Source organism: Amycolatopsis sp. DSM 110486 (assembly GCF_019468465.1).
Lineage (GTDB): Bacteria > Actinomycetota > Actinomycetes > Mycobacteriales > Pseudonocardiaceae > Amycolatopsis.
Map to the genome: position 1 here is coordinate 5451755 of NZ_CP080519.1, position 23805 is coordinate 5475559.

General features: G+C 70.4%; 27 protein-coding genes. 10 read left to right on the plus strand and 17 right to left on the minus strand.

Annotation, left to right across the window (positions count from 1 at the left end; genetic code table 11):
• Positions 1-12 precede the first annotated feature (12 nt).
• The 3 genes from K1T34_RS26510 to paaI are packed head-to-tail and all read right to left on the minus strand — an operon-like array spanning position 13 to position 2293.
• Entirely contained in the window at positions 13-606 is a 594-nt protein-coding gene (locus K1T34_RS26510) for a TetR/AcrR family transcriptional regulator (protein WP_220246873.1), read from the minus strand.
• Entirely contained in the window at positions 603-1901 is a 1299-nt protein-coding gene (paaK, locus tag K1T34_RS26515; RefSeq protein ID WP_220246874.1) for a phenylacetate--CoA ligase PaaK, read from the minus strand. Before paaK ends, K1T34_RS26510 begins: the two co-directional genes overlap by 4 nt.
• On the minus strand, positions 1898-2293 hold the full coding sequence (gene paaI, locus K1T34_RS26520; protein WP_220247428.1) for a hydroxyphenylacetyl-CoA thioesterase PaaI: 396 nt from the start codon (positions 2291-2293) through the stop codon (positions 1898-1900). Before paaI ends, paaK begins: the two co-directional genes overlap by 4 nt.
• Positions 2294-2521: 228 nt before the next feature.
• On the opposite strand from paaI, the gene paaZ reads away from it, so the two are divergent.
• From paaZ to paaE, 6 genes are read left to right on the plus strand one after another with little or no spacing between them, the layout of a single operon-like run.
• The gene (gene paaZ, locus K1T34_RS26525; RefSeq protein WP_220246875.1) at positions 2522-4549 is read left to right on the plus strand and encodes a phenylacetic acid degradation bifunctional protein PaaZ; all 2028 of its coding nucleotides are present in this window, start codon (positions 2522-2524) and stop codon (positions 4547-4549) included.
• Positions 4546-5484 carry a 1,2-phenylacetyl-CoA epoxidase subunit PaaA gene (gene paaA / locus K1T34_RS26530; protein WP_220246876.1) on the plus strand — a complete coding sequence of 313 codons (939 nt, stop codon included), beginning with the start codon at positions 4546-4548 and terminating at the stop codon, positions 5482-5484. The genes paaZ and paaA overlap by 4 nt, the downstream gene beginning before the upstream one ends.
• Positions 5481-5765 (plus strand): 1,2-phenylacetyl-CoA epoxidase subunit PaaB, encoded by a 285-nt coding sequence (paaB, locus tag K1T34_RS26535; protein WP_220246877.1) that lies wholly within the window; start codon positions 5481-5483, stop codon positions 5763-5765. Before paaA ends, paaB begins: the two co-directional genes overlap by 4 nt.
• A gap of 7 nt (positions 5766-5772) precedes the next feature.
• Positions 5773-6630 (plus strand): 1,2-phenylacetyl-CoA epoxidase subunit PaaC, encoded by an 858-nt coding sequence (paaC, locus tag K1T34_RS26540; protein WP_220246878.1) that lies wholly within the window; start codon positions 5773-5775, stop codon positions 6628-6630.
• Positions 6624-7154, plus strand: coding sequence for a 1,2-phenylacetyl-CoA epoxidase subunit PaaD (paaD, locus tag K1T34_RS26545; protein ID WP_220246879.1), 531 nt, complete (start codon positions 6624-6626; stop codon positions 7152-7154). Before paaC ends, paaD begins: the two co-directional genes overlap by 7 nt.
• Position 7155: 1 nt before the next feature.
• Positions 7156-8232 carry a 1,2-phenylacetyl-CoA epoxidase subunit PaaE gene (gene paaE, locus K1T34_RS26550; protein ID WP_220246880.1) on the plus strand — a complete coding sequence of 359 codons (1077 nt, stop codon included), beginning with the start codon at positions 7156-7158 and terminating at the stop codon, positions 8230-8232.
• Here paaE and K1T34_RS26555 read toward each other — a convergent pair whose 3' ends face one another.
• The 3 genes from K1T34_RS26555 to K1T34_RS26565 form a co-directional block, all read right to left on the minus strand.
• Positions 8233-9336 carry an adenylate/guanylate cyclase domain-containing protein gene (locus tag K1T34_RS26555; protein ID WP_220246881.1) on the minus strand — a complete coding sequence of 368 codons (1104 nt, stop codon included), beginning with the start codon at positions 9334-9336 and terminating at the stop codon, positions 8233-8235.
• Positions 9337-9339: 3 nt separating this feature from the next.
• Entirely contained in the window at positions 9340-9789 is a 450-nt protein-coding gene (locus K1T34_RS26560) for a universal stress protein (protein WP_220246882.1), read from the minus strand.
• A 597-nt stretch (positions 9790-10386) separates the two neighbouring features.
• Positions 10387-11544, minus strand: coding sequence for a chromosome segregation protein (locus K1T34_RS26565; RefSeq protein WP_370643841.1), 1158 nt, complete (start codon positions 11542-11544; stop codon positions 10387-10389).
• A 251-nt stretch (positions 11545-11795) separates the two neighbouring features.
• Here K1T34_RS26565 and K1T34_RS26570 point away from each other — a divergent pair, with 251 nt between their 5' ends.
• A complete protein-coding gene (locus K1T34_RS26570; RefSeq protein WP_220246884.1) occupies positions 11796-12164 on the plus strand; it encodes an SPW repeat protein in 369 nt (122 codons plus the stop codon).
• Between the two features lie 10 nt (positions 12165-12174).
• Positions 12175-12747: a TetR/AcrR family transcriptional regulator gene (locus K1T34_RS26575; protein ID WP_220246885.1), complete on the plus strand. Its 573-nt coding sequence runs from the start codon at positions 12175-12177 to the stop codon at positions 12745-12747.
• 69 nt (positions 12748-12816) lie between these two features.
• On the opposite strand, the gene K1T34_RS26580 is transcribed toward K1T34_RS26575, so the two are convergent.
• The 4 genes from K1T34_RS26580 to mce form a co-directional block, all read right to left on the minus strand.
• Positions 12817-13209: an Imm1 family immunity protein gene (locus K1T34_RS26580; protein WP_220246886.1), complete on the minus strand. Its 393-nt coding sequence runs from the start codon at positions 13207-13209 to the stop codon at positions 12817-12819.
• Complete coding sequence (locus K1T34_RS26585) at positions 13206-13622, minus strand: DddA-like double-stranded DNA deaminase toxin (protein ID WP_220246887.1); 417 nt, start codon at positions 13620-13622, stop codon at positions 13206-13208. The genes K1T34_RS26580 and K1T34_RS26585 overlap by 4 nt, the downstream gene beginning before the upstream one ends.
• 75 nt (positions 13623-13697) lie before the next feature.
• Positions 13698-13835, minus strand: a complete 138-nt coding sequence (locus K1T34_RS26590; protein ID WP_220246888.1) for a hypothetical protein — start codon at positions 13833-13835, stop codon at positions 13698-13700.
• 115 nt (positions 13836-13950) lie between these two features.
• Positions 13951-14409, minus strand: a complete 459-nt coding sequence (gene mce, locus K1T34_RS26595) for a methylmalonyl-CoA epimerase (protein WP_220246889.1) — start codon at positions 14407-14409, stop codon at positions 13951-13953.
• 154 nt (positions 14410-14563) lie between these two features.
• On the opposite strand from mce, the gene K1T34_RS26600 reads away from it, so the two are divergent.
• Positions 14564-15754, plus strand: coding sequence for an acetyl-CoA C-acetyltransferase (locus K1T34_RS26600; protein WP_220246890.1), 1191 nt, complete (start codon positions 14564-14566; stop codon positions 15752-15754).
• Positions 15755-15809: 55 nt separating this feature from the next.
• On the opposite strand, the gene K1T34_RS26605 is transcribed toward K1T34_RS26600, so the two are convergent.
• The gene (locus K1T34_RS26605) at positions 15810-16814 is read right to left on the minus strand and encodes a serine protease (protein WP_220246891.1); all 1005 of its coding nucleotides are present in this window, start codon (positions 16812-16814) and stop codon (positions 15810-15812) included.
• A gap of 124 nt (positions 16815-16938) precedes the next feature.
• Here K1T34_RS26605 and K1T34_RS26610 point away from each other — a divergent pair, with 124 nt between their 5' ends.
• Positions 16939-17655 (plus strand): peptidylprolyl isomerase, encoded by a 717-nt coding sequence (locus K1T34_RS26610; RefSeq protein ID WP_220246892.1) that lies wholly within the window; start codon positions 16939-16941, stop codon positions 17653-17655.
• Between the two features lie 76 nt (positions 17656-17731).
• Here K1T34_RS26610 and K1T34_RS26615 read toward each other — a convergent pair whose 3' ends face one another.
• The 6 genes from K1T34_RS26615 to K1T34_RS26640 form a co-directional block, all read right to left on the minus strand.
• Positions 17732-19363: a cation acetate symporter gene (locus K1T34_RS26615; protein WP_220246893.1), complete on the minus strand. Its 1632-nt coding sequence runs from the start codon at positions 19361-19363 to the stop codon at positions 17732-17734.
• Complete coding sequence (locus tag K1T34_RS26620; RefSeq protein ID WP_220246894.1) at positions 19360-19722, minus strand: DUF485 domain-containing protein; 363 nt, start codon at positions 19720-19722, stop codon at positions 19360-19362. The genes K1T34_RS26615 and K1T34_RS26620 overlap by 4 nt, the downstream gene beginning before the upstream one ends.
• Positions 19723-19793: 71 nt before the next feature.
• Entirely contained in the window at positions 19794-21536 is a 1743-nt protein-coding gene (locus K1T34_RS26625; protein ID WP_220246895.1) for a cation acetate symporter, read from the minus strand.
• A complete protein-coding gene (locus K1T34_RS26630; RefSeq protein ID WP_220246896.1) occupies positions 21537-21884 on the minus strand; it encodes a hypothetical protein in 348 nt (115 codons plus the stop codon).
• Positions 21885-21906: 22 nt separating this feature from the next.
• Entirely contained in the window at positions 21907-22662 is a 756-nt protein-coding gene (locus K1T34_RS26635) for a LytTR family DNA-binding domain-containing protein (RefSeq protein WP_220246897.1), read from the minus strand.
• Positions 22659-23717 carry a sensor histidine kinase gene (locus tag K1T34_RS26640; protein WP_220246898.1) on the minus strand — a complete coding sequence of 353 codons (1059 nt, stop codon included), beginning with the start codon at positions 23715-23717 and terminating at the stop codon, positions 22659-22661. Before K1T34_RS26640 ends, K1T34_RS26635 begins: the two co-directional genes overlap by 4 nt.
• Positions 23718-23805 lie beyond the last annotated feature (88 nt).

Sequence of the window (23805 nt, forward strand, 5' to 3'; positions counted from 1 at the left end):
AGGCTCTGCGGTTCAGGCGCGCAGGCCGTCGAACGCCATCTTGCACACCGCGTCCGCCAGCTCCTCACCCGACGAGCCGCGGCGCGGCCGGTACCACTCGATCAGCGAGTTCACCGTGCCGAACAGCAGCCGCGCGGCGACGGCGGGGTCGATGTCCGGCCGCACGTCACCCTCGGCCTCGGCCTGCTTGACCAGATCCGTCACCAGGCGGTCGAACTCGCGCCGGCGGGCCAGCGCCGAACGCTCCACCTTCGTGTTGCCGCGCACGCGAAGCAGCAGCGTGACGAACGGCAGCCGGTCGGCGAGCACCAGCACACTGCCGCGCACGAGGTGCTCCAGCCGGTCGATCGCGCGCCCGTCGAGCTGCTCGGTGGACGCCGCGATCTCGAACAGTCCGTCGAGTGCCCGGTCCACCGACAGCCGCAGCAGTTCTTCCTTGCTGCGCACGTGGTGGTAGATCGCCGACTTCGTGATGCCCAGCTTGCGCGACAGGTCTTCCATGCTGGTGCCGTCGTAGCCGCGCTCGTTGAACAGCTTCACCGCGACCTGCAGCAAAGACTCCAGGTCGTACCCGGGCCGTCCCCGCCGGGCCGGAGGGGTCGTCACGTCTTGTCTCGTTCGTCGATCACGCGCCGCATTTTGCCAACCGACCGCTCCAGCGTGTCCGGCTCCACCACATCGACACCCACCGTCACGCCGACGCCGTCCTTCACACCCGCGATCAACGCCGCCGCCGCAGCCGCTCGCGCGTCCGCCGACGCGTCGTGACGCGCCTCCACCCGCACGGTCAGGTGGTCCAGCCGGCCCCGCGTCGAACGCACCAGCTGGAAGTGCGGGCTCAGCGCGTCGGTCTGCAGCACGATCTCCTCGATCTGTGTCGGGAAGACGTTGACGCCACGCAGGATGATGAGGTCGTCGCTGCGCCCGGTCACCTTCTCCATGCGCCGGAACGCGGGCCGCGCCGTGCCCGGCATCAGCCGCGTGAGGTCGCGCGTGCGGTAGCGGATGATCGGCAGCGCCTGCTTCGTCAGCGACGTGAACAGGAGCTCGCCCTGCGCGCCCGACGGCAGCACCTCTTCGCTGAACGGGTCGATCACCTCGGGGAAGAAGTGGTCCTCCCAGATGTGCAGGCCGTCCTTGGTCTCCACGCACTCCTGCGCGACACCCGGCCCCATCACCTCGGACAGTCCGTAGATGTCCACGGCGTCGAGCGCGAAGCGTTCCTCGATCTCCGCGCGCATCTGCTCGGTCCACGGCTCGGCGCCGAAGATGCCGACCTTCAGTGAACTCGCCCGCGGGTCCACGCCCTGGCGCTCGAACTCGTCGAGCAGCGTGAGCATGTACGACGGCGTGACCATGATGATCTCGGGCTTGAAGTCGGTGATCAGCTGCACCTGGCGCGCGGTCATGCCACCCGACGCCGGGATCACGGTGCAGCCGAGCTTTTCCGCTCCGTAGTGCGCGCCGAGCCCGCCGGTGAACAGGCCATAGCCGTAGGCCACGTGCACCTTGTGGCCGGGGCGCCCGCCGGCCGCGCGGATCGAGCGCGCCATCACGGTCGCCCACGTGTCGATGTCGTCCTCGGTGTAGCCGACGACGGTCGGCTTGCCCGTGGTTCCGCTGGACGCGTGGATGCGCCGGATGTCCTGCTGCGGGACGGCGAACATGCCGAACGGGTAGTTGTCGCGCAGGTCCGCCTTGGTGGTGAACGGGAACTTCGCGAGGTCGGCCAGTTCCTTGCAGTCGTCCGGGTGCACGCCCGTCTCGTCGAACTTCTTGGTGTAGAAGGGCACGTTGGCGTACGCGTGCCGCAGTGTCCATTGCAGACGCATCAGCTGGAGGGCGGCGAGCTCGTCGACGCTGATTCTTTCGACAACACTGTCCGGCGTTGTACTTTTCATCGGGTTTCCCGGCTCTTCTCGATGACGCGGCTGCGGCCGCGGAACTCGGCGACGACTTCGGGCCCTTCGGGGGTGTCCCGGTGCACGGTGACGTCGTAGATGCCGTTGCGGCCGTAGCGGGTGCGCTCGATGGCCGTGGCGGTGAGGTGGTCGCCGAGGCGGCCGGCCGCGACGAAGGAGATCTCGGCGCCGGCGGCGACGGTGACCGGTCCGTGGGTGTTGCACGCGAGGGCGAAAGCGGTGTCGGCGAGCAGGAACAGGTAGCCGCCGTGGGCGATGTCGTGGCCGTTGACCATCTGCTCGGTCACCTTCATCGTGGCGACCGCGCGCCCGTCGGCGGCCTCCACGAGCTCGATGCCCAGGCCCTTCGACGCTTCGTCGGTGTCGAACATGGTGTGGGCCGCGTTGCGCGTGGTCACGTTCGGTTGCCTCCACGTGAGTAACTGACCGAATGGCCGGTAATCCAGGCCCGCCGTTAGTAAAGGCGGGGCGCGGGTTCGCTGTCAAGCACCGGGACTTCCGATCAGAGGCGGGAGCGGCTACGATGGAATTACTGAACGTCCGGTTGGTAATTCCGCGCGGGTGCCTCACCGCGCGACACGGCGAGAGGGTCGGGCCCCATGGTTTTGCTCCGCAGCTACGTCTCCGGCGGCTGGCACACGGCGACGGACGAGGGGGCGCCGCTGCACGACGCGGCGACCGGAGAGGAGGTCGCCCGCGTCTCGTCGACCGGCGTCGACTTCGCCGGCGCGCTCGACTACGGCCGCCGCGTGGGCGGTCCCGCCCTGCGTGAGCTCACGTTCCACCAGCGCGCGGCCCTGCTCAAGGCCCTCGCGTCCCACCTGCGCGAGCACCGCGAGGAGCTCTACGCGGTGTCGGCGCGCACCGGCGCCACGCTGGGCGACTCGAAGTTCGACGTCGACGGCGGCATCGGCGTGCTGTTCAGCTACGCCTCGAAGGGCAAGCGCGAGCTGCCCAACGACACCGTCTACCTCGACGGCGCGGTGGAGCCGTTGAGCAAGGGCGGCACCTTCGTCGCACAGCACGTCGCCGTGCCGCTGCACGGCGTCGCGATCCAGATCAACGCGTTCAACTTCCCGGTGTGGGGGCCGCTGGAGAAGTTCGCGCCCGCGTTCCTCGCCGGCGTACCGAGCCTGGTCAAGCCCGCGAGCCAGACGGCCTACCTCACCGCGAAGCTGGTCGAGCTGATCATCGAGTCCGGCATCCTGCCCGAGGGCTCGCTGCAGTTCATCGCCGGCAGCGTCGGAGACCTGCTCGACCACGTGACCGCGCAGGATCTGGTGTCGTTCACCGGTTCCGCGTCCACCGCGCAGAAGCTGCGCGCGCACCCGGCGGTCGTGCGCAACTCCGTGCGCTTCAACGCGGAGGCCGATTCGCTGAACTGCTCGATCCTCGCGCCCGACGCGCGGCCGAGCACACCGGAGTTCGACCTGTTCGTGAAGCAGCTGGTCACGGAGATGACCGTGAAGGCCGGCCAGAAGTGCACGGCGATCCGCCGCGCGTTCGTGCCGGAGGAGATGCTCGACGACGTCGCCGAAGCCGCGAGCGCGCGCCTGGCGAAGGTCGTGGTCGGCAACCCGACCGCCGAGGGCGTGCGGATGGGTGCGCTGGCCAGCCTGGAGCAGCGCGAAGAGGTCCGCCGCTCGCTCAAGGCCCTGCTCGACGCCGGCAGCGTCGTCTACGGCGACCTGGAGCACGTCGACGTGGTCGGCGCCGACGAGTCGACCGGCGCGTTCATGTCGCCGGTGCTGCTGAAGGCCGACCCGCAGCGTTCGGAGCCGCACGAGGTCGAGGCGTTCGGGCCGGTGTCCACGCTGATGCCCTACACGTCGATCGCGCAGGTCATCGAGTTCGCCGCGCGCGGCGGCGGCAGCCTCGCCGGGTCGATCGTGACCGGCGACCCGGAATTCGCGCGGACGATCGTGCTGGGCGTCGCGCCGTACCACGGCCGGCTGCTGGTGCTCGACGCCGACGACGCGAAGGAGTCGACGGGCCACGGCTCGCCGATGCCGCAGCTCGTGCACGGCGGGCCCGGTCGTGCCGGCGGTGGCGAGGAGATGGGCGGCATCCGCGGCGTGCTGCACCACATGCAGCGCACGGCCGTGCAGGCCAGCCCGAAGGTGCTCAGCACCGTCACCGGCCGATGGGTCGAGGGCGCGCCGCGCGTCGAGGGCGACCACCCGTTCCGCAAGTCGCTGGCCGAGCTGCGCGTCGGCGACTCCGTGGTGGCCGGCCCGCGCACGGTGACCCGCGCCGACATCGACCACTTCGCCGAGTTCACCGGCGACACCTTCTACGCCCACACCGACGAGGCCGCCGCGGCCGCGAACCCGCTGTTCGGCGGGATCGTCGCCCACGGCTACCTGGTCGTGTCGTTCGCCGCCGGCCTGTTCGTCTCGCCGGAGCCGGGCCCGGTGCTCGCCAACTACGGCCTGGAGAACCTGCGGTTCCTCACGCCGGTCAAGGAAGGCGACGCGCTCACCGTGACACTGACCGCCAAGCAGATCACCCCGCGCATCGACCAGGAGTACGGCGAGGTCCGCTGGGACGCCGACGTCGTGAACCAGACCGGCGATTCCGTGGCGAAGTACGACGTGCTCACGCTCGTTTCGAAGGAGCAGCCGTGACCGCTGTAGCTGAGGAAGACCTACTCGGACACTTCGAGCACACCATCGAACGCGACCAGCGCATCGAGCCGCGCGACTGGGTGCCCGAGGGCTACCGCAAGACGATGATCCGCCAGATCGCGCAGCACGCGCACTCGGAGATCATCGGTATGCAGCCAGAGGGCAACTGGATCACGCGCGCGCCTTCGTTGCGGCGCAAGGCGATCCTGCTCGCGAAGGTGCAGGACGAGGCCGGCCACGGGCTCTACCTGTACTCGGCCGCGGCCACGCTCGGCGCGGACCGCGCGGACCTCACCGACAAGCTGATCACCGGCCGGCAGAAGTACTCGTCGATCTTCAACTACCCGACGCTGACCTTCGCCGACGTCGGCGTGATCGGCTGGCTGGTCGACGGCGCGGCGATCTGCAACCAGGTACCGCTGTGCCGGTCGTCGTACGGGCCGTACGCGCGGGCGATGATCCGGATCTGCAAGGAAGAGTCGTTCCACCAGCGCCAGGGTTTCGAGCTGCTGATGACGATGATGCGCGGCACGCAGCAGCAGCGGGACATGGTGCAGGAAGCCGTGAACCGCTGGTGGTGGCCGTCGCTGATGATGTTCGGCCCGCCCGACGCGGAGTCGCCGAACACCGCGCAGTCCATGGCGTGGAAGGTCAAGCGGCACACCAACGACGAGCTGCGGCAGCGCTTTGTCGACATGTCGGTGCCGCAGGCGGAGGCGCTGGGCGTCACGTTCCCGGACCCGGACCTGCGCTGGAACGCTTCGCGCGAGCATTACGACTTCGGCGCGGTCGACTGGGATGAGTTCAAGAACGTGTTGCAGGGCAACGGCCCGTGCAACAAGCAGCGCGTCGAGCACCGGAAGCAGGCGCACGACGACGGCGCGTGGGTGCGGGAAGCGGCTGTCGCTCATGCTGAGAAGGAGGCTTCGCGATGAAGCACGATTGGCCGCTGTACGAGGTGTTCGTGCGCGGGAAGCGCGGGCTCAACCACGTGCACGTGGGTTCGCTGCACGCGGCGGACGACCAGATGGCGCTGCACAACGCCCGTGACCTGTACACGCGGCGCAACGAGGGCGTCTCGATCTGGGTCGTGAAGGCCTCGGACATCACCGCGTCCTCACCGGACGAGAAGGACCCGTTCTTCGCACCCAGCGGCGACAAGGTCTACCGGCACCCGACGTTCTACGACATTCCCGACAACGTTCCGCACATGTGAGGCCTTGATGTCCTTTGACAACGTCTATGAGGCCATCACCGAGGACAACGACGCCCGGTGGGCCTTCGGTACGGGCTTCGCCGACCCGCTGTCCGGTGTGGACACTTCGGTGCCTTCGGGTGTGGACGCCGCCGGCTTGGCGGCGTACTGCCTGATGCTCGGCGACGACGCGCTGGTGTTCTCCCACCACCTGCAGGAGTGGGTCACGAACGCGCCGGAGCTCGAGGACGAGGTGGCGATCGCCAACATCGGCCTCGACCTGCTCGGCCAGGCCCGGCTGCTGCTGGCGCGCGCCGGCAAGGCCGACGGGACCGACCGCTCGGAGGACACGCTCGCGTTCCTGCGGGCGGAGCACGAGTTCCGCAACGTCCGGCTCGCCGAGCTCGGCGGGGGCCATTTCGGGCACCTGATGGCGCGGCTGCTCGTGTTCTCCACGTGGCGGCTGGCGTTGCTGCAACAGCTCGAGTCCAGTGTGGACCCGGTCCTCGCGGCGATCGCGGCCAAGGGCGTGAAGGAGCTTGCCTACCACCGCGACTACGCGGCGCAGTGGGTCGTCCGCCTCGGCGACGGCACTTCGCTGTCGCACGAGCGGATGCGGGAGGGGCTCGACGCGGTGTGGCCATACGTCGACGAGCTGTTCAAGACGCACCCGCTGGAGCTGGTGGACGCGGCCTTGCTGCGGCCGGAGTTCGACGTTGTGCTCGACCAGGTGCTGGCCGCGGCGACGCTGGAGCGGCCGACCGTGGGAGCCGTGGCCGGCGTGTCCGGGCGGACCGGTCGCGACGGCGTCCACACGGAGCAGATGGGGTTCCTGCTGGCGCAGCTGCAGAGCGTGGCGCGGGCGATGCCGGACGCGACATGGTGACCGCCGACGTGCTTTTTCCCGCGGAGGCGGCATCGAACACCCCGCTGGCTGTGGCCGAGACCGTGACCGACCCGGAGCTGCCGATGCTCACGCTCGCCGACCTCGGAGTGCTGCGATCGGTGTCCGTGCGGGACGGTCGCGTGACGGTGGCCATCACCCCTACCTACACCGGCTGCCCGGCCATGGACACCATGCGCGACGACCTGGAGCACGCGTTGCTCGGCGCGGGTTACGCGGACGTCGAGATCCGCACCGTGCTCGAACCGGCGTGGTCGTCGGACTGGATTTCGGCCGACGGGCGGCGCAAGCTCGCCGAGGCCGGCATCGCGCCGCCGGGTGCGGCCCCGCGGCGCGCGAGTGGACCGGTGCCGCTCACGTTGTCACCGCCCGTGTCGCGCATCGCGTGCCCGCACTGCGGTTCGCTCGACACCGAGGAGCAGTCGCGGTTCAGCGCCACCGCGTGCCGGGCGCTGCGCCGGTGCCGTGCGTGCCTGGAACCGTTCGAACACGTCAAGGAGATCTGAGTTGACCAGCACGATTTCCCGGCGCACCGGCTTCCACTCGCTGCGGGTCGCCGACGTCGAGCGGCTGTGCGACGACGCGGTCGCCGTGACTTTCGACGTGCCTCCCGAGCTGGTCGAGACGTTCGCCTTCGCGCCCGGCCAGTCGCTGACCTTGCGCCGCACCGTCGACGGCCGCGACGAGCGCCGGTCGTACTCGATCTGCGCTCCGGCGGGCCAGCGGCCGCGCGTGGGCGTGCGCTTGGTTCCCGAGGGCGTGTTCTCGTCGTGGCTCGTGCAGGACGTGCGCCCGGGTGACGTCGTCGAGGTCTCCGCACCGACGGGAACCTTCACGCCGGATCTGACCACGGGCGGTCACCACGTGCTGATCGCCGCCGGCTCGGGGATCACGCCGGTGCTGTCGATCGTCGCGTCGCTGCTCGCGACGCCGGACGCCACCGTCACTGTGCTGTACGGCAACCGCCGCACGGACACGGTCATGTTCGCCGACGAGCTGGCCGACCTGAAGGACCGCTACCCGGCGCGGCTCGAGCTCATCCACGTCCTGTCGCGCGAACCCCGCGAGGCCGAGCTGTTCACCGGCCGCCTCGACGCCGACAAGCTGCGCGCGCTGTTCGGCTCGCTGGTGCCGGTGGAGTCGGTGGCCCACTTCTGGCTGTGCGGGCCGTTCGGGATGGTCACCGGGGCGCAGGAGGTGCTGGCGGCCCTTGGCGTGCCGGAGTCGAGTGTCCACCAGGAACTGTTCTACGTGGACGACGTGCCGCCGGAGCCGGTCAAGCACGTCGACCCGGCGGTGGCCGGCGCCGCCTCGGAGGTCACGCTGATCCTCGACGGTCGCTCGACCACGATGAGCCTGCCGCAGGAATCGTCCATTTTGGACGGTGCGCAGAAGTTCCGGCCGGACCTGCCGTTCGCGTGCAAGGGCGGGGTGTGCGGCACCTGCCGGGCCCGCGTGACCGAGGGTGCCGTGGACATGCGGCGCAACTTCGCGCTGGAAAAGGCCGAGGTGGACGCGGGGTTCGTGCTGACGTGCCAGTCGCACCCGGCGAGCGAGCGCGTGACGGTGGACTACGACGCCTGATCAGCGCCTGCGGCGCCGGCGCTGCGAACCGAGCGTCAGGTCTTCGGGGCCGTCCGGTTCCGTCGCGGGGCGGGTCGTCTCGGGCAGGCCCATGGCTTCGGCCGCGCGTTCCTGCGCTTGGGCGAACTTCCCCGACGGCCGGTCCTGGGCCCGCCGCAGCACCGAGGTCCGCAGCCGGTTGTACCCGCGCACGGCGACGGGCCGGCGTGACCGCAGCTCGTACTCCGGCAGGGTTGCGAGCGCGGCCGCCAGCTCACGGTCGACCAGCACCGTGCCGGGGCGGGCGACGGACGTCAGCCGCGCGGCGAGGTTCACGACAGAGCCGTAGACGTCGCCGAAGCGGGACAACACCCGCCCCGTAGCCAGCCCCGCGCGCACGGCGGGCAGGTCGTCGGACGCGGACGTGCGTTCGGCGAGGGTGAGCGCGATCTCGGCACCCGACTCGGGGGAGTCGGTGACGAAGAAGACCTCGTCGCCGATCATCTTCACGATCCGCCCGCGGTGGTCGGCGACCACGCCCGCGGCCAGCGACTCGAACCCGTCGAGCACGCGGCTGAGCTCGTCCTCGTCGACCTCGCGGGTCATTTTGGTGTAGCCCACCATGTCGACGAAGCCGACGACCTGCGGCCGGGCCTCCAGGTCCTCGTCGGTGGCGAACGCGCGCCCGGCGAACGCCACGAGGTGGCGGCGCCACACGAAGTTCTGCACCTGCTCCAGCTCGGGCAGCAGCCGCGCGACGAGCTTGGTGACCTGGCTGTCGTCGAGGCCCGGGTTCTCGGCGATGAGCGACCACAGCATGTGCACCTGCCACTCGGCCAGACGCGACAGGTGCTGCCCGAGCGCCCGTGTCACGGCGACCTCGAGGTTGCGCGCGACAAGTCCGGACGCGATGAGCTGGTCGGCGGTGCGCATGGCGGCGACGTCGGCGTCGGTGAACACCACCTCGTCGTCCTCGGCCGCCGCGAACCCGAGCGCGCGCCACAGCCGGCGCGAGCGTTCCTCGGGCACACCGGCCTTTTCCGCGACCTCCAGGCGGGTGTACTTGCGCGGCCCGCCGAGGAGAAGCTTCTCGAGTTGGTGCTGCACCTCAGGGGATTCGGCCACGGCTCAGGTCGTGTGCACGATCAGCACGTCGACACCCGACTTGCGCGCCACCTCCGCCGGCACCGAGCCGAGGATCCGCCCGGCGAGCGTGTTGAGGCCGCGGTTGCCCACCACGAGCAGGTCGGCCGAAGTCTCGTGCACGACCTTGCGCAGCGCGTGCACCGGCTCACCGTTCACGGCGATGGTCTGGATGTCCTTCGCCCCGGCCTTCGCGGCCCGGTCCCGCGCACTCTGCAACGTGTCCTCCGCCGGCGCCGACCCGACGACCTGGTAGGCCTCGTCGCCGAGCTCGTCCTGCGCCTGCTCCACGTCGTGCTTGCTGGCGGGGTAGTACGCGCACACCAGGACCAGCTTCGCCTCGGCATCCGCGGCCACCCCCGCCGCGCGATCCACCGCGGCGAACGACGAGTCGGACCCGTCCGTCCCCACCACCACGGTCCGATAGACAGCCATCCGAAACCTCCCGGCAAGCCCGAATCGGGGCGTCACTGCCCCGCTTGTCGGGGAAGGTTACTCGCCAGTCGCTTCGCTCGCTGTCTGCCTCGGCTCCGCCGGGGCAGACAGCGAGCGAAGCGGTGTTTTCTGCCCCGGCTCCGCCGGGGCGGGCGAGATCGCCTTTGAGCCGGTGTTGGGATAGAGCGGTCGGATCGGCCTGGCGGCCGATCGCACCGCTCTATCCCAACACCGGCACGATCTCGCGCTGTGGTCGCCTCCAGGACCCGGGGCTCGATCTGTCGTGTTGGGTGTGTGCTGGCCCGAGGTGCGCCCGGGTCGGCTCGGTATTCGGGCGCCTTCGCGGGGTTGGGCGGGGGGCCGGAGACTCCGGGCAGTGCGAGTGCGTCTGGCCCGGACAGTGACCAATTTGGGGCGTGGGTCGGGCGGCGGTCCGTCGCGTTGGGTGTGCCGGGGTGGCTCTGCGCTGGGGGCTTTCGGGGGTCGCGCTGCGGGGCTGGAAGGCCCGGGCCGGGGGATCGTGGGTGGTCGGGACGGCAAGCAACCCGGGTCGGGGACCCGGGTTGCTGGGAACAGACGAGCCTCGTTCGGAGGAGGTCAGTCGCCGGTGGGTTTGCCGGCCCGGCCGGAAGCGGGTTGGGGCTGGGGCTTCGGGACGTCGTTGGTGCGGAGGCGGACTGTCTTCTCGACGTCGCCCGAGGCCGAACCCGAACCCGAACCGGCGGGGGCGCCAGCCGGGACAGGGGTCTTCGGCTCGGTGGAAGCCTTGATGTCCGCCGGCACCAGCGTTTCCGCCTCGCCGAGCACGTGGTGGGCCTCGGCCAGCACCGTGCGCGCCTGGCGCACCTGCTCGGCCAGGCTGGTCCGGACGTTGCGCAGCGCCTCGACCCGCTCGTTGGCCTGCGTGATGCGGCGGTTCGACTCGTCGGTGGCCGTGCGGACGCGGCGGCGGGCCTCGTCGGCGGCTTCGGCGAGGCGGGCGTTGGCCTCGGTGATCGAGTCCTGCTTGCGCTTGTTCGCGTCGGCGACGGACTCGCGCTGGCGGCGCTCGATGTCGGCGCGGGCCACTGTTTCTTCTTCGAGCACCTTGGCGCGGATGGCGGCGGCGTCCTCGGCGGCTTCGCGCACTCGGCGCTCGGCTTCGGCCTTCGACGCGGCCTCCTGCTCGGCCAGCACGCGCATCGCCTCGGTGCGGCGGGCGGCCATGGCGATCTCGAAGTCCTCTTCGACCTGCGTGCGGCGGGCCTCGGACTCCGCGTCGAGTTTGTTGCGCTCGGCCTCGGCCTTGTCGGTGATCGACTTCGCCTCGGCGCGGGCGTCCTCGAGGACCTTGCGGTGCTCGGCTTCCATCTCCTTGCGGCGCAGGTCGAGCTCGGTGAGCAGCTGCTCGTACCGCGCGCGCATGGCGCTGGCGTCGGTCTCCGCCTTGGCGCGGATGTGGCCGGCCTCGGCCTCGGCGCGCGCCCGCGTGTCGGCGGACTCGTCCTGCGCGAGGCGCAGCATCCGCTGCAGGCGCTCGGACAGGCCCTCGACGCTCGTCGGCGGCTGCGCCAGCCGGTCGACCTGCCCGCGCAGGTCGGCGATCTCACCGCGCGCGATCTCCAACTGCCGGGCGAGATCACCCGCCTGAGCGATGGCGGCGTCGCGGTCGCCGGTGAGCATCTTCAGGTCGGAGTCCAGCCGTTCCAGGTGTTCGTCGACCTGCGCTCGGCTGTACCCGCGCTTCGCCACGTCGAAGCCGGCTCCCAGCGGCACAAGCTCCCGTTCCTCGCCAAGGCTCATGGCCCTACCGTAGCCGCTACGGGGTCACGGACGGGTGAGCACCCACGGTGTCCGGACGAGCCTGCGCCGAGCGGCGGAACACAGTAGCCCGATGGCTGAAAACGACGCCGGAACCGGTTGTGCGCAACTGTGACCTACAAATCTTGACCGGCCGGCCAATCAAGGCGCATGATCGAAGCAGGGAAACTTTCTGAACAGCAGGTTCTCTGCGGAGGTGAGCACGAATGAGTGAAGTCTCGACGCGCGCCTGGACCCGGCCCCACGACTGGGCCGAGGTCGTCATCGGTGTTGTCGCCGCTCTTTCACCCCTTTGGCTGAGCACGGACACGATGACGATGTGGACGATGGTGATCCTCGGTGCGCTGATCGCCATCGACGGCCTGGTGTCGCTCGCGGCGCCCGGTGTCGTCTACGGCGAGGGCGTCCAGGTCGTCCTCGGGGCGTTGCTGTTCATCGCGCCGTGGGTGATGGGGTACACCGAGTTCAACGGGGCGTCCTGGACGTCCTGGGTCGCCGGTGCGCTCACGATCATCGCCGGCGCCGCCGCGATGCCGATGGCCACCGCCGCCCACCGGACGGCGATGCCGCACTGAAGGAGCTGACATGACGGATGACTCGGCGAAGGAGCGGATCCTCTGCGCGGCTGAGGCGCTTTTCGCCGAGTCCGGCTTCGACGCCACCCCGACGTCCCGCATCGCGGAGCGCGCCGGGGTGCCGAAGGGTCTGGTCCACTACTACTTCCGCCGCAAGTCCGACCTGCTGGCGGCGCTGGTCGCCCGGCTGCCCGACGAGAACATCGAGCCCGCCGCGGTGGTGGTGCCCGGTGATCTCGCCGGGTCGCTGCGCCGGCTCGTCTCGGAGCTCGACCGCCGCTTCGCCGGGTCGCTCGGCCTGTCCCACGTGCTCTGGCGCGAAGCCGACACCCACTACGTCGTGCGCGACGCACTCGGAGAACGCTTCCAGCACCTCGTGCGCCTGGTCCGCTCGGTGATCGTGGGCGCCACGGGCGGCCGCCTCGCCGTCGCCGACCTCGACAGCGCGTCGGGCCTGCTCGCCCGCGCCGTCAGCCACCGCCACGCCACCGCCCGCCACTCCGGCGACGACCGCCCCGCCGAGTTCGACGGCGAGCTCACCTTCCTGGCCAACGCGTTGTCGGCGAAGGCGAAGGAGTCCTAGTGTGCGGCTCCGGCGGGTGCGCCTCGAGCGGAACCGTGGGGAGGATATGGCGTTTACGGCGGGGCAGTGTCAGTCGGTGACGATCATCTGGGTGCCGTTCCATGGAACGACCTGAGGGAGTCGCCCTGTCTTCAGCAGTTCGAGGAGAGCGTCGGTGAATTGGCCGAGCGGGATTCCAGATCCTGCGGGGAAGCCGGTTTCAGAATCGGTGACTTCCGGTGATGCGGGGTCGCCGTTGGTGTAGGCGGCGATCATCTCCTCACCGTTGTAAAGGAGATAGCCGTAGCCGTCCTGGACGTGAGCGTCCACGACGCCGTGTTCGGCTTCCACAGTGGCGGTGAAGACGCCGTCCCGGGCTAGCAGATCGACCAGTTGGCGCACGTCGTCTTCGGTGGTGAGCTCGTGGTTGAACCCGCCTTCCTCGCCGTTCTGGAAGGTGGGGCCGTACGCGATGAGGGTCACGCGTGTTCCTCCCGTCCTGTGTCGGTGATGGTACTGCCGTCCGGTTGAGCGACGTGGAGTATCGAGCCGGGGGCGAGGAACGTGGTCTCGAGCTGCTTGTCGCAGGTCAGTGGTGCTGAGCTGTCGAAGTCTCGGGTGCCGCATACCGAACGGTCGACGACGACCGTCTCTTCGGTCAGGCCCCGGTTGCGCATTTTGATCGCGACCTTGACTTCCATGTGCGAGGCCAGCCGCGCGACCTTCCGCCGAGCAGGCGGAAGGTTCGCGGCAACGAACTCGTTGACCCGCTGGTAGTAGTCGTCGACGGTACCGCTGCGAATCGGGACGATCGTGCCGTCGGAGCGCACCCACTCGCCCTTCGCCGGCGAAGATCCGATGGGTGAATTGCCGACGCGATCACGGGCCCGCTGCACTCGCTGTTGATCCGCGGGTGCCGACGCCGGCGAAGGCTTTCTAGGCGATCCTGCCGGACGCGCTCCGGAGCGAATCTACGAGCCGCCGGCGATCGCGGCGGCGACGGTCGCGACGCTGTCCAGCTCCTGGGTGAGGGCCTGGGCAGCGGCCAACGGCAGGCTGGTCGCGAGGGCTTGGAGCCGGCTGGCAGCTTCCTGGAGTTGGCTGGCCATCCGGCGGGTCCTCCGGGCTGTCTGGTGGCGGCGCGTAACGGAGATCAAGTATGACGCGTCGGCCCTGCACCAGGAACCCGCACTCTCGTTGCAAGTGGCTGAAGGCGAAAGAGTTCTAACGCGCAGCCGGCTCCACCAGCTCCACGAGCACACCGCCGGCATCCTTGGGGTGCACGAAGTTCACGCGGCTGTTCGAGGTGCCGCGCTTGGCGTCGTCGTACAGCAGTCGCAGGCCTTGCTCGCGCAGGGCGGCCGCGGCGGCGTCCACATCGGACACCCGGAAGGCGAGCTGCTGGAGGCCGGGCCCGTTGCGGCCGAGGAACTTCGCGATCGTCGAGTCGTCGCGCAGGGGCGCGAGGAGCTGGATCATCGTTTCGGTGCCCGCGGTGCCAGGCGCGCGCAGCATCGCTTCGCGGACCCCCTGCTCCTCGTTCACCTCCTCGTGCGCGACCTCCAGGCCGAAGTGCTTCTTGTGGAACGCGATCGCTTCGTCGAGGTCGGGTACCGCGATCCCGACGTGGTCGATCGCGGTCACGAACGGGGTGAGCACGGCTTGGATGGACTCAGTGTTCATGGGGGCAGGATAAGGGCCACCACCCTGGTGAAGCCCCCTGAAAACCACTGAGTCCATCCAAGACGTGCGCCCCCTCACACTGGCTCCATCAAGAAGCCGCGGGCCCGGGTACAGTCATGAGACTGTCGGTGTTCAGAATTCTTGGGAGGACGACGTGTCCGGTTCCGTGATCCTGGGTGCGGCCCGTACCCCCATCGGGCGGCTGCTCGGCTCGCTGAAGGACTTCACCGGGGCGCAGCTCGGCGGCATCGCGATCAAGGCCGCGCTGGAGCAGGCCGGGGTTTCGCCGTCCGAGGTCGAGTACACGATCATGGGCCAGGTCCTCACCGCGGGCGCCGGCCAGATTCCCGCCCGCCAGGCCGCTGTCGCCGCGGGCATTTCGATGGACGTCCCGGCGCTCACGATCAACAAGGTTTGCCTCTCGGGCCTCGACGCCATCGCGCTCGCCGACCAGCTGATCCGCGCCGGCGAGTTCGACCTCGTCGTGGCCGGCGGCCAGGAGTCGATGACGCAGGCGCCGCACCTGCTGCCGAAGTCCCGCGGCGGCTTCAAGTACGGCGACGTGACGATGCTCGACCACATGGCCCACGACGGCCTGTTCTGCGCCTTCGACCAGGTCGCCATGGGCGCCTCGACGGAGAAGCACAACACCCGCTACGGCATCACGCGCGAGCAGCAGGACGAGTTCTCCGCGCGCTCCCACCAGCGCGCCGCCGCCGCCATCGAGGCCGGCTTCTTCCGCGAGGAGATCGCGCCCGTCACCATCCCGCAGCGCAAGGGCGACCCGATCGTCTTCTCCACCGACGAGGGCGTGCGCGCCGAAACCACCGTCGACGGCCTCGGCAAGCTCCGCCCCGCCTTCGCCTCCGACGGCACCATCACCGCCGGCTCGTCGTCGCAGATCTCCGACGGCGCCGCGGCCGTGATCGTCGCCAGCCCCGAGAAGGCCGCCCAGCTGGGCCTCACGCCCCTGGCCGAGATCGGCGCCCACGGCGTCGTCGCGGGCCCGGACGCGTCGCTGCACGAGCAGCCGTCCAACGCCATCCGCAAGGCCCTGGCGAAGGCCAAGCTCGACGTGAGCGACCTCGACCTGGTGGAGATCAACGAGGCGTTCGCCGCGGTCGGCGTGGTGTCGTCGGACAAGCTCGGCCTGGACCCGTCGAAGGTCAACGTCAACGGCGGCGCCATCGCTCTCGGCCACCCGATCGGCGCCTCGGGCGCTCGGCTGGCGGTGCACCTGATCCACGAGCTGCGCCGCCGCGGCGGCGGCCTGGGTGCCGCGGCCCTGTGCGGCGGTGGCGGCCAGGGCGACGCTCTGCTGCTGCGGGTTCCGGCCGCGAAGTAGCGTTTTCTCGACGAAAGGCCGGGCAAGCTGCCCGGCCTTTCGTCGTTCACCAGCGTCAGGCGTGCTGAGCCGTTTCGAACAACGGCTTCGTCACCGCCGTACTGAACTGCGGACCCACCAGATACCTCGTGCACCCCGCGTCGCGCTCGCACGGCTTGCCCGCGGCGTCGAAGAAGCCCGCCTGCGTGTTGTCGCCGACGACCGTGCCGAGGCCGGTCTTCGCGTCGAAGTCGCGCAGGCGTGGGCCGCCGCTGGAGCCGCCGCCCATCACGCACGCCGTGCCCCACTGGTTCGGCGAGTCGGGGAAGTCCGGGGTGCCCGGCCATTCGCGCGCCGGGCCCGTGCAGAACGCCAGGCGCGCGCCCGTGTACTCCGGCAGGCCTTCACGCGCGGGGTCGGCCGAAGCTCGTGGGTACCCGAATTGGTACACGTCGGCGCCGCCGGGGCGGTCGAAGCCGATCTTCTGCGCCGCGCCCACCTTGTCCTGCACGGAAACGCCATACGCGCCGCGGTTGAGGACCACGAAGGCCTGGTCGAAGGCGTCGAACTTCTGCGCGTCGATCTGGTCGTTCGCGAGCCACGTGCTGTCCGCGACGCCGAAGCGGCCGACGAACTTCCCGTACGGCGCCTGCCCGTCGTGGTAGCCCGGGACGAACATCGAGTGGGCGTTCCACTGGTTGTTCTCGCCGAGGAGGTCGGTGTTGTTCACGCAGTGCCCGGCCGTGACGACGGTGCTGCGGTTCGCGCCGGCCACCACGGTGGCCGTGCAGCTGGAATCTTCGCCATGGTCGGTGAAGAAGAGCCGGCCGACCGTCTTGGACACGGCGTTGCCGGTGGTCCAGGGCGCGCCGTCGGGGCCGCCCGTCGGCGGGTTGTCCGACGAAGGCTGCGTGAGTGCGTTCATCCGTTCGGGGGTCCAGTAGTCGAGCACGGCCTGCTGTTCGGCCGCGGAGACGGCAAGGGGCTGCACGACCGGTCCGGTCGCGGCGGACGCGACGGCCGGCAGCGCAGCCGCCACCGCGCCGGCCGCCACCACGCTGAGGAAGAGGCGAGTGATCATGACCCGGGACGCTAGGGAACAGTTGTCAGGAGCCCGTCAGCGTTTCGTGAGCGCCCGACTTTCGCGGGAAGCCGAATGGTCCGGACCGTTCGTATACTGCCCCTCTCACTGGGAGGGATACCGCATGAAGAGGCTCCTCGTCACCACACTGGCCATCGGTGCGCTGTGCGCAGCGTTCACCCCGGCAGCGCAAGCAACGCCGGTTGCTTCGCCCACCACCACCCACGGTGCGTGCCAGTACACCGAAACGCCCGACGAACCCGCTGCCCGTCCCGTGCCCCTGCCGCCCGACCCGCAGCACACCCCCGACCGCGGCAAGGTCGACGTCCCCGTGATCACCAACCAGGGATTGCTACCGCTGAAACTGGACCGCGCCGAAGCCCCGTGCACGGTGCAGAGCTTCCTGCATCTGGCCCGCCACGGCTTCTTCAACAGCACGACCTGCCACCGCCTCACCGCGTACCCGACGCTGCAGGTCCTGCAGTGCGGCGACCCGACGGGCACCGGCGAAGGCGGCCCGGGCTACAGCTTCCGCGACGAACTGCCCACCGACCTGCCGCCCTCGACCACCAACCCGTCGGGCCCGGGCCGGATCTACTCCCGTGGCCTGGTCGCCATGGCCAACGCCGGCCCCGACACCAACGGCAGCCAGTTTTTCCTCGTCTACGGCGATTCCACCCTGCGCCCCGACTACACCGTGTTCGGCACCGTCGGCCCGCTCGGCCTGCGCACCCTCGACCGCGTCGCCGCCGGCGGCATCGTGCCGAACGAGGGCGGCGCCGTCGACGGAACGCCGGTCCGCAAGACCAACCTGGATCTGGTGCTGCCGCTCGGGTTGTAGGACCCCAGGCAAAAAGCGGGCCGGGACCAAACCGGTCCCGGCCCGCTCCTACAACGCAAACCTCAGCGTGCAAACCTCAGTGCTGCACAGCCTTCTCCGCATGCGCCCCCGTCAAGGACCGCACCTCCATCTCCGCGTACTTCTTCGCGTTGTGCTCCTTCGACAGCATCGTGCCGAGCCAGCCGAGGAAGAACGCGACCGGGATGGACACCAGGCCCGGGTTGTCGAGCGGGAACCAGTGGAAGTCCACGCCCTGCAGCATCGACGCGCTCTTGCCGGTCTTCGCGTCGATCGGCTTGCCCGACACCGCCGGCGAGAAGACGATCAGCACCAGCGAAACGATGAGCCCGCCGTAGATGCTCCACAGCGCGCCCTGGGTGTTGAACCGCTTCCAGAACAGCGAGTACAGGATCGTCGGCAGGTTGGCCGACGCCGCCACCGCGAAGGCGAGCGCCACGAGGAACGCGACGTTCTGGCCGTTGGCCAGGATGCCGCCGACGATCGCGACCGCACCGATGACCACGGCGGTGATCCGTGCGACGCGCACCTCCGAACCCGGCGTCGGCTTGCCGCGCTTCACCACGTTCGCGTACACGTCGTGGGCGAAGGAGGCCGACGCGGTGATCGTCAGGCCGGCCACCACGGCGAGGATCGTGGCGAACGCGATCGCCGAGATCAGGCCCAGCAGCACCGGCCCGCCGAGGTTCAACGCCAGCAGCGGCGCCGCCGAGTTCACGCCGCCGGGAGCGGCCTTGATGTCGTCCGGGCCGACGAGCGCGCCGGCGCCGTAGCCGAGCACCAGCGTGAACAGGTAGAACACGCCGATCAGCACGATCGCCCAGACCACCGAGCGGCGGGCCTCGCGGGCGGTCGGCACGGTGTAGAAGCGCATCAGCACGTGGGGCAGGCCCGCCGTGCCGAGCACCAGCGCGATGCCGAGCGAGAAGAAGTCCAGTTTGGACGTTCCCGTGGCGCCGTACTGCTTGCCCGGCCCGAGCAGCGTCTCACCGGCCTTGCCCGCTTTGTCGACGGCGCCCTGCAGCAGCGCCGAGAAGTTGAAGCCGTATTTGCCGAGCACCCACAGCGTCATCGTGAGCGCGCCGACGATGAGCAGCACGGCCTTGATGATCTGCACCCACGTGGTGCCCTTCATGCCGCCGATGAGCACGTAGGCGATCATGATCACGCCCACCACGGCGATGACCACCGACTGCGCGGCCTTGCCCTCGATGCCCAGCAGCAGCGCCACCAGGCCGCCGGCGCCGGTCATCTGGGCCAGCAGGTAGAAGAACGACACGATCAGCGTCGAGATCGCCGCCGCGGCCCGCACCGGACGCTGCCGCATGCGGAACGCCAGCACGTCGCCCATCGTGAACTTGCCCGTGTTGCGCAGCAGCTCGGCCACGAGCAGCAGCGCGACCAGCCAGGCCACGAGGAAGCCGATCGAGTACAGGAAGCCGTCGTAGCCGTACACCGCGATGGCGCCCGCGATGCCGAGGAACGACGCGGCCGACAGGTAGTCACCGCTGATCGCGATGCCGTTCTGCGGGCCGGTGAACGCGCGCCCGGCGGCGTAGTAGTCGGAGGCCGTCTTCGTGTTGCGGCTCGCGCGGAACACGATCACGAGCGTGATCAGCACGAACACCGCGAAGATGATGATGTTCAGCGTCGGGTTGCTGCCCTCGACGCCTGCCGCGAGGGTTTTCATTCGGACTCCTTGGCGGCGGCCGGGTTCTCGATGTCTTCACGGATCCGCTCGGACAGCGGGTCGAGCTTCCGGTTGGCGTAGCGCACGTACAGCCACGTGATGAGGAAGGTCGACACGAACTGCAGCAGGCCCAACAGCAGGCCCACGGTGAAGTTGCCGGCGATCTTCGTGCTCATGAAGCCGTGGGCGTAGTCCGCCAGCAGCACGTACAGCAGGTACCAGGCCAGGAACAGCGCAGTCATCGGGAAGACGAAGCGGCGCAACCGGCCGCGCAGCTGCCTGAACTCGGCGCTCTCCTGTACGTGTTCCCAGTCCATGTCCGGCGGGTCACCGGTCAGGTCGGTGTCGGTGGGACTCATCGTCACTCCCTCGCGACGCTGCGAATTGTGGTCCGCGCCACAGTAGGGAGGCGAGCGCCCGTGAGGAAGCGTCAGCGGTTCAAACGCCGGGCGACACGACGAACGGTCGACGAGCGGTACGCGGGCGCGGACGAATGGGGCGGCTCCGGGCCGGGCGCTCGCTCGTCGAGGTGCAGGCGGAGCATCGCCGCGCCGGCCCAGGACGGCGGGCGGCCGCGCAGGGAGACGGCCACCATCACGCCGAACGCGAGTGGTACCGACCAGGGTGCCGGTTGTGACACCAAGATCGCCACCCAGCCGTCGAGCCGCGGCCCGGCCAGTGCGAACAGGATCGAGCCGGACGACGCGACCAGCCCCGTCACCACACCGCTGATCGCGCCCGCGGCCGTGAGGCGCGGCCACCAGATGCCGAGCACGAGCAGCGGGCAGAACGTCGACGCGGCCACGGTGAAGCCCCACGTCACGAGCACCCCGGCGTCGAGCTGCGCCGACGGCAGCGCCAGCACCACCATCACGGCGGCGGCGAACACCACGGTCACGCGCAGGCGGCGCAGGCCCCCGGGCATGAGGTCGTAGGCGATGGCACCGGACATCACCAGGAGCAGGCCCAGCGACGTCGCCAGGAACGCCGCGAACGCGCCCGCGGTGAGCAGCGCCGTGAACAGCTCGCCGGCCCAGCCGGTGTCCACTTGCGCCGGCAGCGCGACGACGACCGTGTCCGTGTCGCCGGAGAGGTAGATCTCGGGCACCAGCACCCGGCCGAGCACGCCGTAGACGCCGGGGAACAGGTAGAACACGCCCAGCAGCGCCACGGTGATCGCGGCGGTCCGGCGGGCGGCGCGACCGTCCGGGCTGGTGTGGAAGCGCATCAGGACGTGGGGCAGGCCCATGGTGCCGAGCATCGTCGCGATGAGCACGGCCCACGTGCCCAGCAGCGGATAGCCCTTGTCGAGGTCGAGCAGCGGCCGCTGCCAGTCGGGGCCGCCGAGCGCGGCGCCGTCGCTGACGTCGGGCACGGGCGCGTTGGTGGCGAAGACCAGGCGCTCTCCACTGTGGACGGTCAGCTCGCCCGGCGGGAGCGTGCGCGGCCCGGTCGCGGTGACGATGGTGGTGGGCTCGCGCAGGACCACGGTCACGTCGTGCTCGAAGTCCACCGGCGTTTCGTGGGTGAAGCGGGTGAACTCCACGGGCGTGAGCGCGGCGTCGCGGTCGGCGTCGCTCACGTGCAGTACCAGCCACAGCGCGGGTACGAGGAACAGCAGCAGCTTCAGGAAGAACTGGAACGCCTGCACGTACGTCGCCGCGCGCATGCCGCCCAGCGCGAGCGTGACGCTCACGGCCGTGCCCGCGATGACCACGCCGACCCAGTACGGCGTGCCGCCCACGGCCGTGAGCACCAGCCCGGCCGTGCGGAACTGCGGGACGACGTAGATCGTGCCGATCACCAGCACCACGACTGCCGCGATCCGTCGTAGCGCCGGCGAGGCCAGGCGCGCTTCGGCGAAGTCCGGCACCGTCAGCGCCCCGGACCGCCGCATGGGCGCCGCGACGAGCACGAGCATCGCGATGTACCCCGCCGTGAACCCGACCGGGTACCACAGCGCGCCGACGCCGTCCTTCACCACGAGCCCCGCCACCCCGAGGAACGACGCGGCCGACAGGTACTCCCCGGACACCGCCGCGGAGTTCACGAACGGCGAGATCCGCCGTGAGGCCACCAGGAAGTCCGACGTCGTGCGCATCGCGGCCACCCCGCGCACGCCGATGAGCAGCGTGATGAGCACGACGGGCGTCACGGCCAGCGCGAGGTCCATCTACCGCTCCTCGGCCTTCTCCGCGCGCCGCAGCTGCCAGCGCGCCAGCCCGGCCATCACGGGGTAGGGCAGCAGCGCGATCATCAACCAGGACAACGGAATGCCCCACACTCGCACCCCGTCCAGCCCCGGCGCCGCGGCGAACACCACGGGCAGCCCGAGCACGAGCACGAACATGGCGACCAGCGCGGGGATGCCGCGCTTGCGTTGCGTTCGGTAAAGCACGGCGGCACGTTCGGCGTCCGAGGTCCTCAGGCGCGGCATCCGCCACCGGCCGCGCGCCTGCCTGCGGGAGCGGGCGAGGCGCGTCTGCGGGCTCATCACGACGACCCGCCGGACCCGGCTCACAGGGCTCTCGCCAAGTCGGCCCTCACCAGGACGACCCCAGCTGCCCCTGCTGCGCCGCCTCCAGCAATCGGTCCCGCAGCTCCCGCGCGTGCCTTCGGCTCACCGGAACGTCGCCGACGGGGGTGTGGGCCAGCAGTCCACCCGTGGTGTCGCTGCGCAGTTCCAGTACGGCGGACACGGACAGCAGATAACCCCGGTGCACCCGCGTGAACCCGGTGCCCTCCCAGTACTCCTCGAGCCGCGAGATCGGCATGCGCACGAGGTGCACCCCACCGCGGGTGTGGAGACGGACGTAGTCGCCGTGGGCCTCGACGAACAACACGTCGTCGCGGCGGACGTACCGCGTGCGGCCGCCGGCGTCGACCGGCAGGGCGGCCATCGCGTCCGGCGCCGCGCGCTGGGCTTCCGAAGGCGCCATGCGCACGACCTTCGCCAACGCCGCCGCCAGCCGTTCCGTCCGCACCGGCTTGAGCAGGTAGTCCACGGCGCCGATGCCATACGCCGCGACGGCATGACCGTCGTGCGCGGTCACGAACACGATCACCGGCGGCTCCGACAGGCGGGCCAGCAGCGTCGCCAGCTCCAGCCCGTCCAGACCCGGCATGGAGATGTCGAGGAACACCGCGTCGAAGTGGTCCGCCTGCAACAGCTTCAGCGCGTGCAAGGCATCGCCCGCGCCCACGACCTCGCCGACCTCCGGGGCCTCGCGCAGCATCCGGCACAGCTCGTCCAGCGCCGGCGCCAGGTCGTCGACGGCCAGCACCCGCAGCCCGCTCACGGCAGCACCCCCGGCTGGAACCGCGGCACCCGCACGACCACGCGCGTGCCGGCACCCACTTCCGTCTCCACGGTCAGCCCGTACCAGGCGCCGTAGACGTTGCGCAGTCGTCTGTCCACATTGGCCAGCCCGAGGCCGCTGCCCTCGGTGACCCGGCCGGCGAGGATGTCGGCGGCCAGCTTCGGGTCCATGCCGACCCCGTCGTCCTCCACGCTGATCACGCAGTCGTTCCCTTCCGCCTGCCCGTGGACCTGCACCAGCCCGGTGGTCGCGCGCGGCTCGACGCCGTGGCGGATGGCGTTCTCCACCAGCGGCTCCAGCACCAGGTACGGCACGGCCACCGCCAGCACCTCCGGCGCCACGCGCACCTGCACCTTCAGCCGTTCGCCCAGCACCGCGCGCTGCAGCGCCAGGTACGTCTCCACCGCGCGGAACTCCTCGGCCACCACGGTGTACTCGCCGTGGCGCGCGAGGCTGTAGCGCGTGTAGTCGGCGAAGTCGAGCATCAGATCCCGCGCGCGGTCCGGCTCCGAACGCACCAGCGAAGCGATCACCGTCAGCGCGTTGTACACGAAGTGCGGCGACATCTCCGCCCGCAACGCCCGCAGCTCGGCCTGCGCCGCGTGGTCGGCCGACGCCTCGAGCCGGCCGCGCTCCAGTGCCTGCACCACGACGTCCGCCGCCTGCTGCACCACCTCCGAACCGCGCGCGCCCACCACGAGCAACGCGCCGGCCAGCTCGTCGTGGACGTGCAGCGGCACCGCCTCCACCCCGTCGGCGGAAGCGGGCTCCTCGCTGTGCAGTACCTCGTCGAGCACGTGGGCCACGGTGGCGTCGGGCCCCGGCCGGCCCGACCACAGCAGCGAGCCCGACAGGTCCGTGAGCCCCAGGCCGGCCGCGCCGAACAGCCGCCGCAGCCCGTGGGCCGCGCGCCGCGCGTGGGTGCCGGCCAGGCCGTCGATGAGGTCGTCGGTGATCTTGCGCGCCGCGGCCAGCACCGGCACGGGGTCGGCGCGCGCGGCGGCGCGCCACGGCAGCCGGACACCCTCGGTCATCGGCGGGCTCCCCTCGGCGACGGAGTCTGGGGGAGTAGATCCTAGCCCCGAACGCGGCGAAGGGGACTTTCCGCGCGGGAAGTCCCCT